Annotated in this window: 14 protein-coding genes and 2 pseudogenes; 6 read left to right on the plus strand and 10 right to left on the minus strand. The window is 68.1% G+C overall.

Features of this window, described 5'->3' with window-relative positions:
- Window positions 1-3: 3 nt before the first annotated feature.
- Window positions 4-1,125 carry a 23S rRNA (adenine(2503)-C(2))-methyltransferase RlmN gene (gene rlmN, locus F1D05_RS05975; RefSeq protein ID WP_185446367.1) on the minus strand — a complete coding sequence of 374 codons (1,122 nt, stop codon included), beginning with the start codon at window positions 1,123-1,125 and terminating at the stop codon, window positions 4-6.
- 188 nt (window positions 1,126-1,313) lie between these two features.
- Complete coding sequence (locus tag F1D05_RS05980; protein WP_206686096.1) at window positions 1,314-2,063, minus strand: C39 family peptidase; 750 nt, start codon at window positions 2,061-2,063, stop codon at window positions 1,314-1,316.
- A 274-nt stretch (window positions 2,064-2,337) separates the two neighbouring features.
- Between F1D05_RS05980 and F1D05_RS05985 the strand changes: the two genes are divergently transcribed.
- A complete protein-coding gene (locus F1D05_RS05985) occupies window positions 2,338-3,375 on the plus strand; it encodes an LLM class flavin-dependent oxidoreductase (protein WP_185446368.1) in 1,038 nt (345 codons plus the stop codon).
- Here F1D05_RS05985 and F1D05_RS05990 read toward each other — a convergent pair.
- The 6 genes and pseudogenes from F1D05_RS05990 to rpsB form a co-directional block, all read right to left on the minus strand.
- Window positions 3,365-3,955 (minus strand): GNAT family N-acetyltransferase, encoded by a 591-nt coding sequence (locus tag F1D05_RS05990; protein ID WP_185446369.1) that lies wholly within the window; start codon window positions 3,953-3,955, stop codon window positions 3,365-3,367. The two genes, F1D05_RS05985 and F1D05_RS05990, sit on opposite strands and share 11 nt — an antisense overlap.
- A gap of 34 nt (window positions 3,956-3,989) precedes the next feature.
- Complete coding sequence (locus F1D05_RS05995) at window positions 3,990-4,826, minus strand: phosphatidate cytidylyltransferase (RefSeq protein ID WP_185446370.1); 837 nt, start codon at window positions 4,824-4,826, stop codon at window positions 3,990-3,992.
- Window positions 4,826-5,381, minus strand: a pseudogene (gene frr / locus F1D05_RS06000) (ribosome recycling factor). The gene F1D05_RS05995 and the pseudogene frr overlap by 1 nt, the downstream one beginning before the upstream one ends.
- 149 nt (window positions 5,382-5,530) lie before the next feature.
- Entirely contained in the window at window positions 5,531-6,292 is a 762-nt protein-coding gene (gene pyrH / locus F1D05_RS06005) for a UMP kinase (RefSeq protein ID WP_219732994.1), read from the minus strand.
- A 46-nt stretch (window positions 6,293-6,338) separates the two neighbouring features.
- Window positions 6,339-7,157, minus strand: a complete 819-nt coding sequence (gene tsf / locus F1D05_RS06010) for a translation elongation factor Ts (RefSeq protein ID WP_185446371.1) — start codon at window positions 7,155-7,157, stop codon at window positions 6,339-6,341.
- A 141-nt stretch (window positions 7,158-7,298) separates the two neighbouring features.
- Entirely contained in the window at window positions 7,299-8,366 is a 1,068-nt protein-coding gene (rpsB, locus tag F1D05_RS06015; protein WP_185446372.1) for a 30S ribosomal protein S2, read from the minus strand.
- A gap of 284 nt (window positions 8,367-8,650) precedes the next feature.
- On the opposite strand from rpsB, the gene F1D05_RS06020 reads away from it, so the two are divergent.
- Window positions 8,651-9,784 (plus strand): M23 family metallopeptidase, encoded by a 1,134-nt coding sequence (locus F1D05_RS06020; protein WP_206686097.1) that lies wholly within the window; start codon window positions 8,651-8,653, stop codon window positions 9,782-9,784.
- A gap of 97 nt (window positions 9,785-9,881) precedes the next feature.
- On the opposite strand, the gene F1D05_RS06025 is transcribed toward F1D05_RS06020, so the two are convergent.
- Entirely contained in the window at window positions 9,882-10,361 is a 480-nt protein-coding gene (locus F1D05_RS06025; RefSeq protein ID WP_185446373.1) for an RrF2 family transcriptional regulator, read from the minus strand.
- Between the two features lie 31 nt (window positions 10,362-10,392).
- Window positions 10,393-11,337: a tyrosine recombinase XerC gene (locus F1D05_RS06030; RefSeq protein ID WP_185446374.1), complete on the minus strand. Its 945-nt coding sequence runs from the start codon at window positions 11,335-11,337 to the stop codon at window positions 10,393-10,395.
- 273 nt (window positions 11,338-11,610) lie between these two features.
- Between F1D05_RS06030 and F1D05_RS41825 the strand changes: the two are divergent.
- The 4 genes and pseudogenes from F1D05_RS41825 to F1D05_RS06045 form a co-directional block, all read left to right on the plus strand.
- Window positions 11,611-12,048 (plus strand): annotated as a pseudogene (locus tag F1D05_RS41825) (amino acid permease); the annotation flags it as partial.
- Window positions 12,049-12,187: 139 nt separating this feature from the next.
- Window positions 12,188-13,096 carry an APC family permease gene (locus F1D05_RS41830; RefSeq protein ID WP_281388915.1) on the plus strand — a complete coding sequence of 303 codons (909 nt, stop codon included), beginning with the start codon at window positions 12,188-12,190 and terminating at the stop codon, window positions 13,094-13,096.
- A gap of 78 nt (window positions 13,097-13,174) precedes the next feature.
- Window positions 13,175-13,531 carry a YraN family protein gene (locus F1D05_RS06040; RefSeq protein WP_185446375.1) on the plus strand — a complete coding sequence of 119 codons (357 nt, stop codon included), beginning with the start codon at window positions 13,175-13,177 and terminating at the stop codon, window positions 13,529-13,531.
- Window positions 13,531-15,096, plus strand: a complete 1,566-nt coding sequence (locus F1D05_RS06045; RefSeq protein WP_185446376.1) for a YifB family Mg chelatase-like AAA ATPase — start codon at window positions 13,531-13,533, stop codon at window positions 15,094-15,096. Before F1D05_RS06040 ends, F1D05_RS06045 begins: the two co-directional genes overlap by 1 nt.
- Window positions 15,097-15,364 lie beyond the last annotated feature (268 nt).

Genomic DNA, 15,364 nt, shown 5'->3' on the forward strand with positions numbered 1-15,364 from the left:
CAGTCAGGCCTTGTTGGAGGCGGCCAGCTGGCCGCAGGCGCCGTCGATCTCCTGGCCGCGGGTGTCGCGGACGGTGGTCGGGATGCCGCCGGCCTGCAGGCGGCGGACGAACTCTCGCTCGTCGGCCGGGTCGGAGGCGGTCCACTTCGAGCCCGGCGTCGGGTTCAGCGGGATCAGGTTGACGTGCACCCAGGCCCAGTCGCCGCGGGCGCGCAGCTTCTCGGCGAGCAGGTCGGCGCGCCAGGCGTGGTCGTTGATGTCGCGGATCATCGCGTACTCGATCGAGACGCGCCGCTTGGTCTTCTCCGCGTAGCCCCAGGCGGCGTCGAGGACCTCGTCGACCTTCCACCGGTTGTTGATCGGGACCAGCTCGTCGCGCAGTTCGTCGTCCGGGGCGTGCAGCGACAGCGCCAGCGTGACCGGGATGCCCTCGGTCGCGAGCTGGTTCATCCGCGGGACCAGGCCGACGGTGGAGACCGTCACGCCGCGAGCGGAGATGCCGAGGCCTTCCGGCGACGGATCGGTGAAGCGGCGGACCGCGCCGATGACGGCCTTGTAGTTGGCCATCGGCTCGCCCATGCCCATGAAGACGATGTTGTTGACCCGCCCCGGCCCGCCGGCGATCTCGTCACGAGCCAGTGCCCGGGCGCCGTCGACGACCTGCTCGACGATCTCGGCCGTGCTCATGTTCCGGGTCAGGCCGGCCTGACCGGTCGCGCAGAACGGGCAGGCCATCCCGCAGCCGGCCTGCGACGAGACGCACATCGTGGTCCGGTCCTTGTAGCGCATCAGCACGGACTCGACCAGCGAGCCGTCGAGCAGCTTCCACAGGGTCTTGCGGGTGGTGCCGTTGTCGCACTCCATGTCGCGGACCTTGGTCAGCAACGGCGGCATCAACTCGGCGACCAGCTTGTCCCGCGTCGCGGCCGGCAGATCGGTCATCTGCGCGGGGTCGTCGGTCAGCCGGCTGAAGTAGTGGTTCGACAACTGCTTGGCCCGGAACGCGGGCTCCCCCAGCGCGGTCACCGCCGTCCGCCGCTCCTCGCCAGTGAGGTCGGCCAGGTGCCGCGGCGGCTTCTTGGCACGGCGCGGTTCATCGAAAACAAGCGGGAGGGAGGTAGTCATCGCCCCCAATTGTCGCTCGTGGGCTACCTCATTCACAAATTCACATCACCGTGTGCTGGGTCACCCGGGTGGAGTCGACCGGATCGCAGGTCCATAGATCGTTCGCCTCGTATCACCGCGTGCCACCACCTCACCGGCCAGCGCCCCGGAGTACCGGCTCTGGTACTGCGGGGCGCTGGTGAGCCGGGTCAGGCGGAGTAGCCCTTCGGCGGGATCAAGGTGGCGAGCTGGTTGAAGGTGAGCCAGTAGGTGGCCGGGCCGAAGCCTGCCGGGTCTGCGATCAGCACTGTCGAGTCACTGGTGTCGTAGCCGATCACGGTGAAGTAGTGGTAGATCGTGTAGTTCGGGTAACCCGGCGGGTGGTTGCTGGCCGGGGCAACGATGTTCGCGACGATCGCGTAGTTGCGGTCGATGTCGTACTGGATGTCGTACCAGAGCAGATCGCGCTGCGCCTGGGTCGGCGGGTCGTTCGGCATCTCCTTGGTCTCGTAGTAGCCGGTGCTCAGGCGGTTGTTCAGTACGCCGGTGACCTGGCCGATCCAGTCGGTGCCGTTCGTGGTGGTGCCGAGCTGGTTCGCCAGCTCCTGCTGGCTCGGCGGTGAGATCCGCGCGGACAGCGCGATCCGGGTCGCGGCCGGTCCACACCAGTACCCGGTCTGCTGGTACTGGAAGTCGATACTCAGCGTCCGTAGGCCCTGGGTGGAGAAGCCACCGGCCGGCACCTTCTTGGCTGCCGCCGCGGTATTGGCGGCCTGTACTGCGGCGGGGGTACCCAGGGCGGTAGGCGCTCCCGAAACAGTGGGCGTCGGGGCCGCGGACGCGAGTGCCGTCGGCATCGACACTCCGACTACCAGGGCCAGACCGCAAGCAGCGGCCTTCAACTTCGTCGTGGTGCGCCTCCCGAGCCTCACGGGCGGCCGGTTCAGGTGACTTCGCATGTCAGCTCCTCAGCCTCACGCGGTGGCCGGCGCGGCCTCCGCAAAAGCCAGTGCAGACCCTCCGGCCGAAGCTTGTAAACCCACTCTCCGGGCATGCTCAGGTACCCACAGCAACGGGTTCGGCGACGTGTTCGCAGGTCAGGAGGGTGTCAATGTCTTCCGACATGATCGCCGAGTACGTCAAAAATTGACGACAGCCTTTCGACCTCAATCGAAAAGGTCGAGGTACCGGCCGGGGAATGAGGGTCCTGGTGAGGCCGTTGGACTCTGCATCATGGACTCCTCAGACGCCTTGCGCCAGCCTTCGCTCGCCGGTGTGCCGTTGTCGGTCCTCGATCGCTCCAGGACCCGGTCCGGCGAGACCGAGGCGGAGACGTTGCGCGGCACGGTCCGGCTGGCTCAGCAGGTCGAGGAGCTCGGCTACCACCGCTTCTGGGTCTCGGAGCACCACAGTGTCCCCGGCGTGGTCGGCTCCGCGCCGACAGTGCTGGCGGCTGCTGTCGCGGCGGCGACCAGCCGGATCCGCGTCGGCACGGGTGGCGTGATGCTGCCGAATCACCAGCCGCTGGTGGTCGCGGAGCAGTTCGGCGTACTGGAGTCGCTCTTCCCAGGCCGGATCGACATGGGACTCGGGAGATCTGTCGGCTTCACGAACGGGATCCGCCGGGCCCTTGGCGTCGAGAAGGACGCGGCCGAGGATTTCGAGTCGCAGATCCAGGAACTGCTCGGCTACTTCACCGGCACTCAGAAGAATCATCCGCAGGTGCATGCGCGACCTGGTGAAGGCTTGCGCGTACCGGCGTACGTGCTTGCTGTCGGCGAAGGCGCGCTGCTTGCCGCCTCACTGGGTCTTCCGCTGGTCATCGGTGCATTCAAGGGCGAGCAGGAGCTCCTCACGCTGCTGGAACGCTACCGCTCGTCCTTCCGCCCGTCTGCGTGGGCAGAACGCCCGTACGTCGTGCTGGCGTCGACCGTTGCCGTCGCTGCCACTAGTGATGACGCCAGGCGGCTACTGCTGCCCGAGGCATGGTCCAGCGCCTACTCGCGTACTCGGGGCGTGTTCCCACCCCTGCTCCCCGTCGACGAGGTGCTGCGCATCGACATGACAGAGAAGGAACGCGACATCTTCGAACAGTCGCTGCGCGGGCAGATCTACGGGACACCTGCAGAGGTTGACGCCGTACTGGGCGGTCTAGTGCAGCGCACGGCTGCGGACGAGGTGCTGGTGACCACCAACACCTACGACCGGGGCGACCTACTGGCGTCGTACGGGCAACTGGCGGACCTTGCCGGCTCGCTCGTCAGCCGCTGATCCGCTCCTGCAGGCGTTTACGGACGTCCGGCCACTCGTCGGCCAGGATCGAGAACACCACGGTGTCGCGGAACGAACCGTCCGCGACCCGCTTGTGGCGACGCAGTACGCCCTCGCGGGTAGCACCGAGTTTGGCGATAGCCGCCTGCGAGCGGGTGTTGGCCGACCCGGTCTGGATCTTGACCCGGCCGAAGCCACAGTCCTCGAACGCGTGCTGCAGCAGGAGCAATTTGGTGGCCGGGTTGACCGCGGTCCCCCACACCGACGGCGCGTAGCCGGTCCAGCCGAGATGCGCCGACTCGTTGTGGAGATCGACATCGCCGAGGCTCGACGTACCGACAACTGTTCCGTCTGCGATCAGACGGACCACGTACGCCGTACGCTGCGTCGCCGACGCGACCCACTGCTCGCGCATCTGGTCGGCATCGGCGGGCATGCCGGCCAGGCCGCCACCGAAGCCACCGGCGTACACCTGCTCGTTGCCGATCGCCGCGTACAGCGATTCGATGTCCTCGGCAACGAGCCGATCGAGGCGGACGATGTCGCCGGTCAGGGAGCGGCCATCAGGTGCTTTCGTCATGCGCCCATCAAACCAGGCGATCAGATCAGGCCGCTTAGGTGACCAGCAGGTGCAGCAGCAGCCAGACCGCGGGAGCCGTTGCCAGCAAGGAGTCCAGCCGGTCCATCACGCCGCCGTGGCCGGGCAGCAGGTTGGACATGTCCTTGATGCCGAGATCGCGCTTGATCATCGACTCGGCCAGATCCCCCACGGTCGCAGTCAGCACCGCCACTACGCCGACGATCGCGCCGACCCACCAGTGGCCGTCGAGCAACCACACCACTGACCCGATCCCAGCACCGATACAGGCGATCGTCGAGCCGGCGAAACCTTCCCAGGTCTTCTTCGGGCTGATCGTCGGCGCCATCGGGTGCTTGCCGAACAGGATCCCGGCGACGTAACCGCCGACGTCACTGGCCACCACGACCAGGAAGAACGTCACCACCCGCTCCGGACCGTCATGCTCCGGCTGGACCAGCAGCACCGCGAAGCCTGCCAGCAAAGGCACATAGGTGATCAGGAACGTCCCGATGGTGACATCGCGGACGAAGCCGACCGAACCGTCCGGCATCCGCCAGAAGATCGTCGCCAGCACCGTCAGCGCCATCGCGACCAGCAGCGCGAGCGGACCCCCGAAGTACGCGGCGATCGCCATCGCGGCGGTGCCTGCGAACAAGGGGACCCGGTGCAGTTTCGCGCCACTGGTCCGGAACACGCGGATCAGTTCGTCGACGGCTACCAGGACGGCAGCCAGCACGACGAAGATGAAGAGGACCTTCTGCCAGAAAAGCGAACCGAGGATGACCGCACCGAGGCCGACACCGACCGCGATCGCCGCGGGCAGGTTGCGCCCGGCACGGCTCGGTGCGGGCGTGCTCTGGTCGACGCCCATCACACCTCGAGCAGTTCGGCTTCCTTGTGCTTGAGCAGGCCGTCGATGGAGTCGACATACTTCTTCGTCATCCCATCGAGGCGCTTCTCAGCACTCTTGCCTTCATCCTCGCCCGCGCCGCCGTCCTTGACCGTTTTGTGCACCTGGTCCATCGCGGTACGGCGGATGTTGCGCACCGAGACCTTGGCGTCCTCGGCCTTGGTCTTCGCCAGCTTGATGTACTCCTTGCGGCGATCCTCGGTGAGCTGCGGCATCTGGACCCGGATCACCGAACCGTCGTTGCCCGGGTTCACACCCAGGTCGGAGTCACGGATCGCCTTCTCGATCGCCCCCATCGCACTCTTGTCGTACGGCGAGATCAGCACCGTGCGCGGCTCGGGGACCTGGAAGCCGGCCAGCTGCTGCAGCGGCGTCGGCGATCCGTAGTAGTCCGCCACGATGTTCGAGAACATCGAGGGGTGCGCCCGGGCCGGTGCGGATCGCGGCGAAGTCGTCCTTGGCGACCTCCACGGCCTTCGCCATCTTCTGCTCGGCATCGCGGAGTGCTTCGTCGATCACGACAATCCTCGCTTCCTAGTGGCCGCATCGGTGCGGCCGCTCCAACCCTACGAACGCTGGTTTACCAGATAACGGACATCGGCCCGTGTGTTGGCCGTGATCTTAGTGCTTTCTGCGATCTGCCCGTACGGCGGTGCTGTTTCGGGCTACTGCCCGGGCGAAACGACCGTGCCGATCTTCTCGCCCCGGACGACGCGGGCGATGTTGCCCTCCTCCAGACCGAAGATGACGATCGGGAGCGCGTTGTCGCGGGCCAGGCTGATCGCGGTCGAGTCGGCGACCCGCAGGCCGCGGGAGAGGAAGTCGTCGTACGAGAGCTGGTCGAACTTGACCGCGTCCGGGTTCTTCTTCGGATCGGAGTCGTAGACCCCGTCGACGCCCTGCTTACCCATCAGCAGGGCCTCGGCGCCGATCTCCAGCGCGCGCTGGGCGGCGACCGTGTCGGTGGAGAAGTACGGCATCCCGGATCCGGCGCCGAAGATCACCACGCGGCCCTTGGCCAGGTGCCGGTCGGCCTTGCGCGGGATGTACGGCTCGGCGACCTGCCCCATCGTGATGGCGGTCTGGACCCGGGTCTCGACGCCCAGCTTCTCCAGGAAGTCCTGGAGGGCCAGGCAGTTCATCACCGTGCCGAGCATGCCCATGTAGTCGGCGCGGTTGCGCTCCATCCCGCGCTGCTGCAACTCCGCACCACGGAAGAAGTTGCCACCACCGACGACGATGGCGACCTGTACTCCGGCCCGGACCACCTCGGCGATCTGCTTGGCGATCGAGTTCACCACATCCGGGTCGACGCCCAGCTTGCCGCCGCCGAACACCTCGCCCGACAGCTTCAACAACACCCGGTGATAGGCCGGATCGAACGGCGAAGAGGCCGGATTCGTCTCGGTACCCAGGGTTTCCGTCACGATTCCGGCCTCCTCGTCGACTGCGTTGACTAGTACGTCGCGACCGTCAGGCCCCGACCTCGAAGCGAGCGAACCGCTTGACGGTCACGCCGGCCGCGTCCAGAACTGCCTTCACGGTCTTCTTGTTCTCCTGGACCGACGACTGCTCGAGCAGCACGACCTCCTTGTAGAAGCCGTTCACCCGACCCTCGACGATCTTCGGCAGTGCCTGCTCCGGCTTGCCCTCTTCACGGGCGGTCGCCTCGGCGATCCGCTTCTCGGACTCGACCGTCTCGGCCGGGACCTCGTCGCGGGTGGTGTACAGCGGTCGCATCGCGGCGGCCTGCATGGCCGCGCCACGCGCCGCGTCGATGTTGTCGCCCTCGAACTCGACCAGCACGCCCACCTGGGCCGGCAGGTCGGCGGCACGCTTGTGCATGTACGCCGCGACCTTGCCGTCGAAGACGGCGACCTTGCCGAGCTCGAGCTTCTCACCGATCACCGCGGCCAGGGCCTCGATGTTCTCGGCGACGCTCTTGCCGTCGGCCAGCTTCTCGCCGAGCAGACCCTCGACGTCACCGACCTTGCTGGCCGAGGCGTGCGCGACGATGTCGGCCGCGAGCTGCTGGAACTGCTCGTTCTTGGCGACGAAGTCGGTCTCGCAGTTGAACTGGACCATCGCGTTCTCTGCGGCGGCCACCAGGCCGTTGGTCGCGGAACGCTCGGCGCCACGCTTGGCGGCCTTGGCCGCGCCGTGGATGCGCAGCTCCTCGATCGCCTTCTCGAAGTCGCCGTCGGTGCTCTCGAGGGCCTTCTTCGCATCCATCATGCCCGCGCCCGTTGCGTCGCGGAGCTTCTTGACGTCAGCGGCGGTGTAGTTCGCCATTCCTCGTTCTCTCGTCTGTGTGGTGCGTCAGCTGGTGGAGTTAGCCGCCCGGGCCGGGGCCGGTGGCTGGTCGCCGCCCGGTGCCTGCGCCGGCCTCCGCAGTACGGGGGCCGGCTACAGCAACGAACGGAGACAGGCCGATCAGGCGTCGGTCTTCGGCGCTTCCGCGTCGGTGGCCTCGGCAGCCGGCGCCTCGACAGCGGCGGCTTCGGCGGCCGGAGCCTCGGTGGCCTCGACCTCGGCGGCCGGGGCCTCGTCAGTCTTGACCTCGGCGGCCGGGGCCTCGTCAGCCTTGACCTCGGCGGCCGGAGCCTCGTCAGCCTTGACCTCGGCGGCCGGAGCCTCTTCGGTCTTCACCTCGGCCGCGGGGGCCTCGTCGGCCTTGGCTTCGTCGGCCTTGGCCTCGTCGGCCTTGGCCTCGGTGGCGGCGCCGTTCTGGCTCTCCAGCAACTCGCGCTCCCAAGCAGCCATCGGCTCCTCGGCACCCAGCTCCTCGCCGGCCGCGGCCGCGCCCTGGCCGCCACGCGACATCAGGCCATCGGCGACGGCGTCGGCGATCACGCGGGTCAGCAGGCCGACCGAACGGATCGCGTCGTCGTTGCCCGGGATCGGGAAGTCGACCTCGTCCGGGTCGCAGTTGGTGTCGAGGATGCCGATGATCGGCAGCTTGAGCTTGCGCGCCTCGTCAACGGCGAGGTGCTCCTTCTTGGTGTCGACGATCCAGACAGCGGCCGGAACGCGGGCCATGTCGCGGATACCACCGAGGGTCTTGAGCAGCTTGATGTACTCGCGACGCTTCTGCAGGAGCTCCTTCTTCGTCACACCGGAGGCGGCGACGTCGTCGAAGTCCAGCAGCTCGAGCTCCTTCATCCGCTGGAGCCGCTTGCTGACGGTCTGGAAGTTGGTGAGCATGCCGCCCAGCCAGCGCTGGTTCACGTACGGCATGCCGACGCGGGTCGCCTGCTCGGCGATCGCTTCCTGCGCCTGCTTCTTGGTGCCGACGAACAGGATCGCGCCACCGGAGGCGACGGTGCTCCGGATGAACTCGTAGGCGCGGTCGATGTACGACAGCGACTGCTGCAGGTCGATGATGTAGATGCCGTTGCGCTCGGTGAAGATGAATCGCTTCATCTTCGGGTTCCAACGACGGGTCTGGTGCCCGAAGTGGACGCCGCTCTCGAGCAGCTGCTTCATGGTCACGACGGCCATGAGGTGGTCCTCCTGTCGCACCGATCACTCGAACGGTGCTTGTTCGGTTGTCCCGCGCCGGACCGGATGGTCCGCCGCGCCTGACGCCCGCCACGATCCTCCACCCGGCGAGCCGGGACCTAGGAGTTTCGGGGTTATGCAGGCGTGCGTAGTCGACCCACTCACGTGGGACGCCACCAAAAGTCTACGTGAGACAAGACCCCAGGTCGAACCGGCCCACCCGCTCATCCACAACCCCCCAATCCACCCCTCCCAACCCCTACTTCCCCGGCACATTCCAAGACATGCCCCTAGACCCCGGAACCACCCGTCCCACCGCCACCCACGCCGTCCTCGCGACCATCACTTTCGCCCTGATCGCCCTCGCCCACCTCAGCCTCGCCTCACCACCCACCTCCGCCCCACCACCCGGCGCCTCGCAGTCGGCCGCCTCCAACTACGCCCACGTCCCCGCTCCACCACCGACTACCCGCGTCCGCACCCCGCAGTCGGCCACCTCCGCTCCGCTGCCGACCGCCTCCCCCGGCGCCTACGTCTCCACCTCCCCGTCGGCCGCCTCGGCCGGACCTCCGGCCGCCGTCGCCACCTTTCGCGGCCCGCCGCCAGGCGCGGCGCCGCGCGGCGGCGTCTGGCCGCTCAGCCCTCGGCCGGAGATCGTCCGCGGCTTCGAACTCCCCGCGAAGCCATGGCTCCCCGGCCATCGCGGCCTCGACCTAGCGGGCTCCCCCGGCCAGCCTGTCCTCGCAGCCACCGCCGGCACGATCACGTACGCCGGTCCGCTGGCCGGCCGAGGCGTCGTCGTCGTAACCACCGGCCTCCTCCGCACCACCTACGAACCGGTCATCCCCTCAGTCCGCGTAGGCGCGACTGTCACCCCCGGCCAGCAACTCGGCACCCTCTCCCTCGCTGGCACCCACTGCCCACCCCACACCTGCCTCCACTGGGGCCTCCGCAACGCAACCACCTACGTCAACCCCCTCACCCTCCTCACCTCCCGCCCCGTTCGCCTACTCCCCTCAGCCCAACCCCAGACCTCCCCGGCCCAGCCACCAACAGCCGACCCACCGCAGGCCCCACCCACGGGAACGTGCCCAGCAGGGCGCCCAGCACCAACCACCCAGCGAGTGGCGCGGAGCAGGCAGCACCCACCAGCCTCACGGGGGCGCCGACCAGCCGCCCAGCCCCGCGCACCAGCCCGCCCCGAGTGCGCAGCACGCTTCCAGCGAGCGGCATCGAGCAGGCTGCGGGCTCCAGCCCCGCAGGCGCACGCACTAGCTCTCCGGGCGAGCGCAGCACCGTTCCCGGCGACGGCAGCCTTCCCGCGGTGCGGAGCAGCCCGGCGGATCGAGGTACGGGCTCAGCGCCGGTCGCCGTGGTGGGCATCGGCGCCGTGCTTACCTTCGGCGGTGCACTCCTGATCAGGCGCCACTGATGAGCACCGACCTCGGCCACCCACCGCGCGCCTGGTACTCAGCTCCCGGAGAGCCGCCTACTCAGAGCTCAGTTGCGCGGAGGTCAGCTGCCTTGGACGCGGGCTTGCCAGGCGTCTTCGTCGCGGGAGCGGCGCTCGACGCCGGCCGGAAGCTTGCCCTTGGCAAGGTCTGTCAGCGTGGTGTGCTCCAGCACATCGCGCAGGCTAGCCCGCGCAGCGATCCAGACCCGCTGCAGCACGACTGCCTGTTCGTTGTAGTCAACGCTCTCCGGCCGCACGCCGGAGATGCTGACGATCGGTCCGTCGACCGCCCTCATCACATCGGCGACCGAGATGTTGTTCGGGTCGACGGCGAGCTTCCAGCCGCCGGACTGCCCACGCTGACTCGACAGCACCCCGGCCCGCCGCAAATCGGCGAGGATCCCTTGCAGGAAGCCGTGCGGAATGCCCTGGGCACGGCTGAGCTCCTCCGCGGAAACCACTGTGGGGTCGCTCGCCATCCAGCGCTGAGTGATCTCGATCAGCGCTCGCAACGCATAGTCAGACTTCGCCGAAACCCGCATGCTCCGCAGTCTGCCCTATCCGGGGCTTCCGTCAGGCCCGTGGATGGGCTTGTTCGTACGCGCGTCGCAGTCTCTCCCCCGAGACATGCGTATAGACCTGCGTCGTCGCGAGCGATGCGTGGCCGAGCAACTCCTGCACGCTGCGCAGGTCGGCGCCCCCTTCCAGCAGATGGGTGGCCGCCGTGTGACGCAGGCCGTGCGGCGACAGATCCGGCGCGTCGACCGCGTCGATCCTGGCGTGGACCACCCGCCGTACGGTCCGCTGGTCGATCCGCCCGCCCCGCGCGCCGAGAAACAAAGCCGGCCCGCTCCCAGGCTGGATCAACTGGGGTCGCGCGGTCCGCATCCACGTCTCCAGCGCGGCCGCCGCCGGTACGCCGTACGGGACAGAGCGCTCTTTGCGGCCCTTGCCGAAGACCCGCACCACGCGGCGGGAGGAGTCCACTTCGTCGACATCGAGGGCACACAGCTCGCCGACCCGGATCCCGGTCGCATAGAGGAGTTCCATGATCGCCAGGTCGCGCAGTCCAACCGGGCTGCCGTCGTCGGCTGCGACCGCCGCGGCATCCATGACAGCTCTGGTGTCGGCCTGGCCGAGCACACCAGGCAGCGGCCTGTGCGGCTTGGGGCTGGCCAGCAGCGCGCCCGGGTCAGTCGCGATCCGGCCGGTCCGCTGTGCCCACGCGGTGAAGACCCGAGCCGCGGTGGCCCGGCGCGCCATCGTGCTGCGCGCCTTGCCCAGGCTCTGTTGCTTGGCGAGCCAGGAGCGCAGCCCCCGGATGTCGAGCCCGTTCAGATCAGCATCGTGACCAAGCCGAGTCAAATGATCCAGGAGGTCCGCGATATCACCGATGTAGGCTCGCACCGAATGTTTGCTGAGGTCTCTTTCCGCCGTCAAGTGCCGTTCGTAGTCAGCCAGTAACACAGTGAAATCTTCTGATAAAGCAGGGTTTCCGCTGACATCCTCCGGCGCCATGACTCGACCATGCGGGAGTCTCCCCGGCATCGCAAGCCACCGCGCTGGTCGTGACAAAGGAGGTCTGGTCCGTAGACCAATGGTCGACTACTGTTCGGCCCGATTGCCCTAGTAGCAACGGAGGCACCCCTGACCATGGCCCCCTCAGCGAACGGACAGACCGTAGGCCGGCGCCTGCCGGTCGAGTCGGCGTTCACTAGAGTCGAGGATGCGAGGCACCGTCTGCCACGCCTGTTCGGTCGGCGCGACCTAGTCGTGCTCGGCCTCGGCGTGATGATCGGCTCCGGCATCTTCAGCCTCAGCGGCAAGGAAGCGGCGACCGTCGCCGGCCCTGCCGTGATTTTGTCATTCCTGATCGCAGCGCTTGTCTGTGTGCTCGCGGCCGCCTGCTATGCCGAACTGTCCTCGACGATCCCGGTTTCTGGTAGTGCCTACACCTTCAGTTATGTGGCGTTCGGCGAGATGTGGGCCTGGCTGGTCGGCTGGGCGCTCGTACTCGAGCTCGTCACCGCGGCCGCGATCGTGGCCCGGGTCTGGTCTGCCTACTTCCTGGCGACCCTGAACGGGTTCGGCGTCACGCTGCCGGACAACCTGGCCCAGTTCTTCGGCCCCGAGGCCAAGGTGAACCTGGTCGCGCCGCTGCTGTTGCTGCTGCTGACCGCGATGATCGTGACCGGCACCAAGCTGTCGTCCCGGGTGCTGACCATCGTCGTGGCGGCGAAGGTCGCCGTGATCCTGCTGGTCGTCATCATCGGCGCCACGCACATCAACTGGGCGAACTACCACCCCTTCATCCCGATGAGCCGGGCCCGCGCCCGCCGCTGCCAGCCCGACGTTGCTCAGCTGGATCGTGGACTCCTCGTTCGGCTCGTTCGGCGTGATGGGCATCTTCACCGCGGCCAGCTCGATCGTGTTCGCCTTCATCGGCTTCGACCTGATCGCGACCGCGTCCGAGGACGCCAGGAACCCGCGCAAGACGGTCCCGCAGGGCATGCTGCTCGGCGTCGGCGCCGTCACCATCCTGTACGTCGCGATGGCGGTGGTGCTGGTCGGTCTGCGGCCGTACGCCCTGCTCGGTGGCGCCGCACCGGTCTCCGAGGCGATGGACGCGGTCGGGGTCGGCTGGGCTGCCGATGTGGTCAACCTCGGAGCCCTACTCGCGTTGATGACCGTGATCATGGTGGTGCTGATCGCTCAGAGCCGGGTGCTGTTCAACATGGGTCGTGACGGGCTGCTGCCGAAGAGCCTGGGCCGGGTCAGCCGGGTCTACTCCTCGCCCGCCCGTGCCGCCAGCGCGGCAGGCGTCGCGGCTGTCGTCCTCACCCTGTACCCGAAGGTGGTCGACCTCGAAGAGCTGCTCGTCATCGGTGCCCTGTTCTGCTTCGCCTTCTGTGCGGTCGGCGTGCTCAGGCTCCGGCGGACCGAGCCGAACCTCGAGCGTGGCTTCCGGGTGCCGATGGTGCCGCTCGTCCCGCTGCTCTCGCTCGGCGCGACGCTGTGGCTGATGCTCAACCTGAAGACGAGCACCTGGTGGATGTTCATCGTCTGGATGGTCTTCGGCCTCGCCGTGTACGGCCTCTACGGCCGCTGGCACAGCCGGCTGGCGAACGAGGAGAGCTGGGACTTCGAGATCGGTGACACCGATCCGGGCCGCGGCGGCCTGCAGGCGATCCGGCCCATCGACACGCCGGACACCTCCGAGCTCCGGGCGGTCCGTACGCCGCCCAAGTCCAACCGCGGCAAGCACATGCGCAACTGAGCCAGTTGTCCACAGGCTCGAACTCGGAGCTGAAATCGGCGGCGATCCCGGCATGTTCTTAGCCGGAGGTGGTCACCGATGCGAGTCACGGAAGCAGTCGGGCGGTACGGCGAGGAGCTCGCCGCGAAGTATCTGGTAGCCGCCGGTTTCGCCATTCTGGAGCGGAACTGGCGCTGCGAGCTGGGCGAGATCGACATCGTCGCCCGGGACGGCGACACCCTGGTCGTCTGCGAGGTGAAGACCCGGCGGGGCCTGAACTACGGCTCTCCGCTGGAGTCCATCACCTACCGCAAACTCGCGACGCTGCGCGGTCTGGCCGGCCGCTGGCTGCATCAGCACAGCATGCGGCCACCGCAGGTGCGGATAGATGTCGTCGCCGTCCTCATCCCGCACGGCAGCCGGCCGACCGTCGAGCACGTCAAGGGCGTGGCCTGATGCCCCTTGCTCAGGCGTGGTCCGTCGCCCTGGTCGGCCTGGAAGGGCACCTCGTCGAGATCGAGGCCGACATCGCGCAGGGACTGCCGAAAACGACTCTGATCGGCTTGCCGGACACCTCGTTGTCAGAGGCAAGAGATCGGGTGCGCGCCGCGGTCGTCAATTCCGGCGAGCGGTTCCCGGACCGCAAGGTGACCATCGGCCTGTCCCCCGCCACCCTGCCCAAGACCGGCTCGCACTACGACGTCGCGATCGCCTGCGCCCTGCTGGCCGCCGCCGGTGTCGTCGAAGGCGAGCGGCTGCGACAGGTTGCGATTATCGGCGAGCTCGGTCTCGACGGCCGGGTCCGCGAGGTGCGCGGAGCGCTCGCGATGACGCTGGCGGCGGCCCGTTCCGGCTTCGAGCGGATCGTCGTTCCGGAGTTGAACGCGGGTGAGGCGCGGCTGGTGCCCGGGATCTCGGTCTACGGCGTCCGTTCACTGCGCCAGGTGCTCGCCATTCTCCGTGGAGCCGAGGTTCCCGACGAGGAGCCGCCCCGGGCCGAGCCAAGGCTGCTCTCCGAATCGCTGACCCGCGTTCCCGAAGTGGATCTCGACGATGTGCTCGGTCAGCACGAGGGCCGGCGTGCGATCGAAGCTGCCGCCGCCGGCGGTCATCACCTCTACCTCCACGGTCCGCCCGGCTCGGGCAAGACGATGCTCGCTGAACGCCTGGCCGGCCTGATGCCGGACCTCAGCACCGACGACTCGCTGGAGGTGTCGGCGGTGCATTCGCTCGCCGGCCTCCTCACCGGCGACGCCGAGCTCGTGGTCAGGCCGCCCTTCATCGCACCACACCACACCGCTTCTCTGGCCAGCCTGGTCGGCGGCGGCTCGGGGATGCCTCGTCCCGGAGCCATCAGCTGTGCCCACCGGGGCATCCTCTTCATCGACGAGGCGCCGGAGATGCATCCGCTGACCCTCGACACCCTGCGCCAGCCGCTGGAGTCCGGGTTCATCGAGGTGCACCGGGCGGCCGCCGTTGCGAAGTTCCCGGCCAGGTTCATGCTCGTGCTCGCGGCCAATCCCTGTCCCTGCGGCCAGTCCGGTACGCCGTACGGGATCTGCAGTTGCACTCCGCAGGTCCTCACCCGCTACCGGCAACGGATCAGCGGACCGATCAAGGACCGGCTCGACATCCAGCGTCAGATCCTGCCCGCAACGCGTGGAGGACAGAACGGCGAGAAGCCAGAGTCCACCGCCGTCGTCGCCGAGCGGGTGAAAGCCGCCCGTGACCGGCAGACCTTCCGCTACCGCGATACCGGCTGGTTGCTGAACAGCCAGGTCCCCGGACCGCTGCTCAGACGGCAGTTCCAGCTCGACCCCGACAGCCAGAAGATGCTCGAGAGCCTCTACACCGAAGGCCGCCTCACCGCCCGCGGCTTCGACCGCGTCGTCCGCCTCGCCTGGACCCTCGCCGACCTCGAAGGCGCCAACCAGCCAACCCCCGACCTAACCCACCAGGCCTACCAACTCCGCAGCGGCGAACCCCTGACCCCTTTAGCCGACCACAGACCAATCAGGTGACCCCAAGACCACCCCACCCCTCACCCGCGTGGCGCCGCCCCAACTAACCGGCGCTCGCTCCTCACCCTCGTAGCCGCCCACCCGATACCTCAAGCCCCGCTCTGCCCACCAGCGCCGAATCCCCGCACTCCTTCTCATCGCCCTACTAGCCGACCACCGACCCATCAGGGGAACCCAACGTGACAACCCCAACCTGTCCCTCGGCCGACCTTTTCGTCCCGGGCCTCCACCCCCACGCCGAGCCCGAATCCGCCCCCGGCTCCCCAGC

This window comes from Kribbella qitaiheensis (assembly GCF_014217565.1).
GTDB lineage: Bacteria > Actinomycetota > Actinomycetes > Propionibacteriales > Kribbellaceae > Kribbella > Kribbella qitaiheensis_A.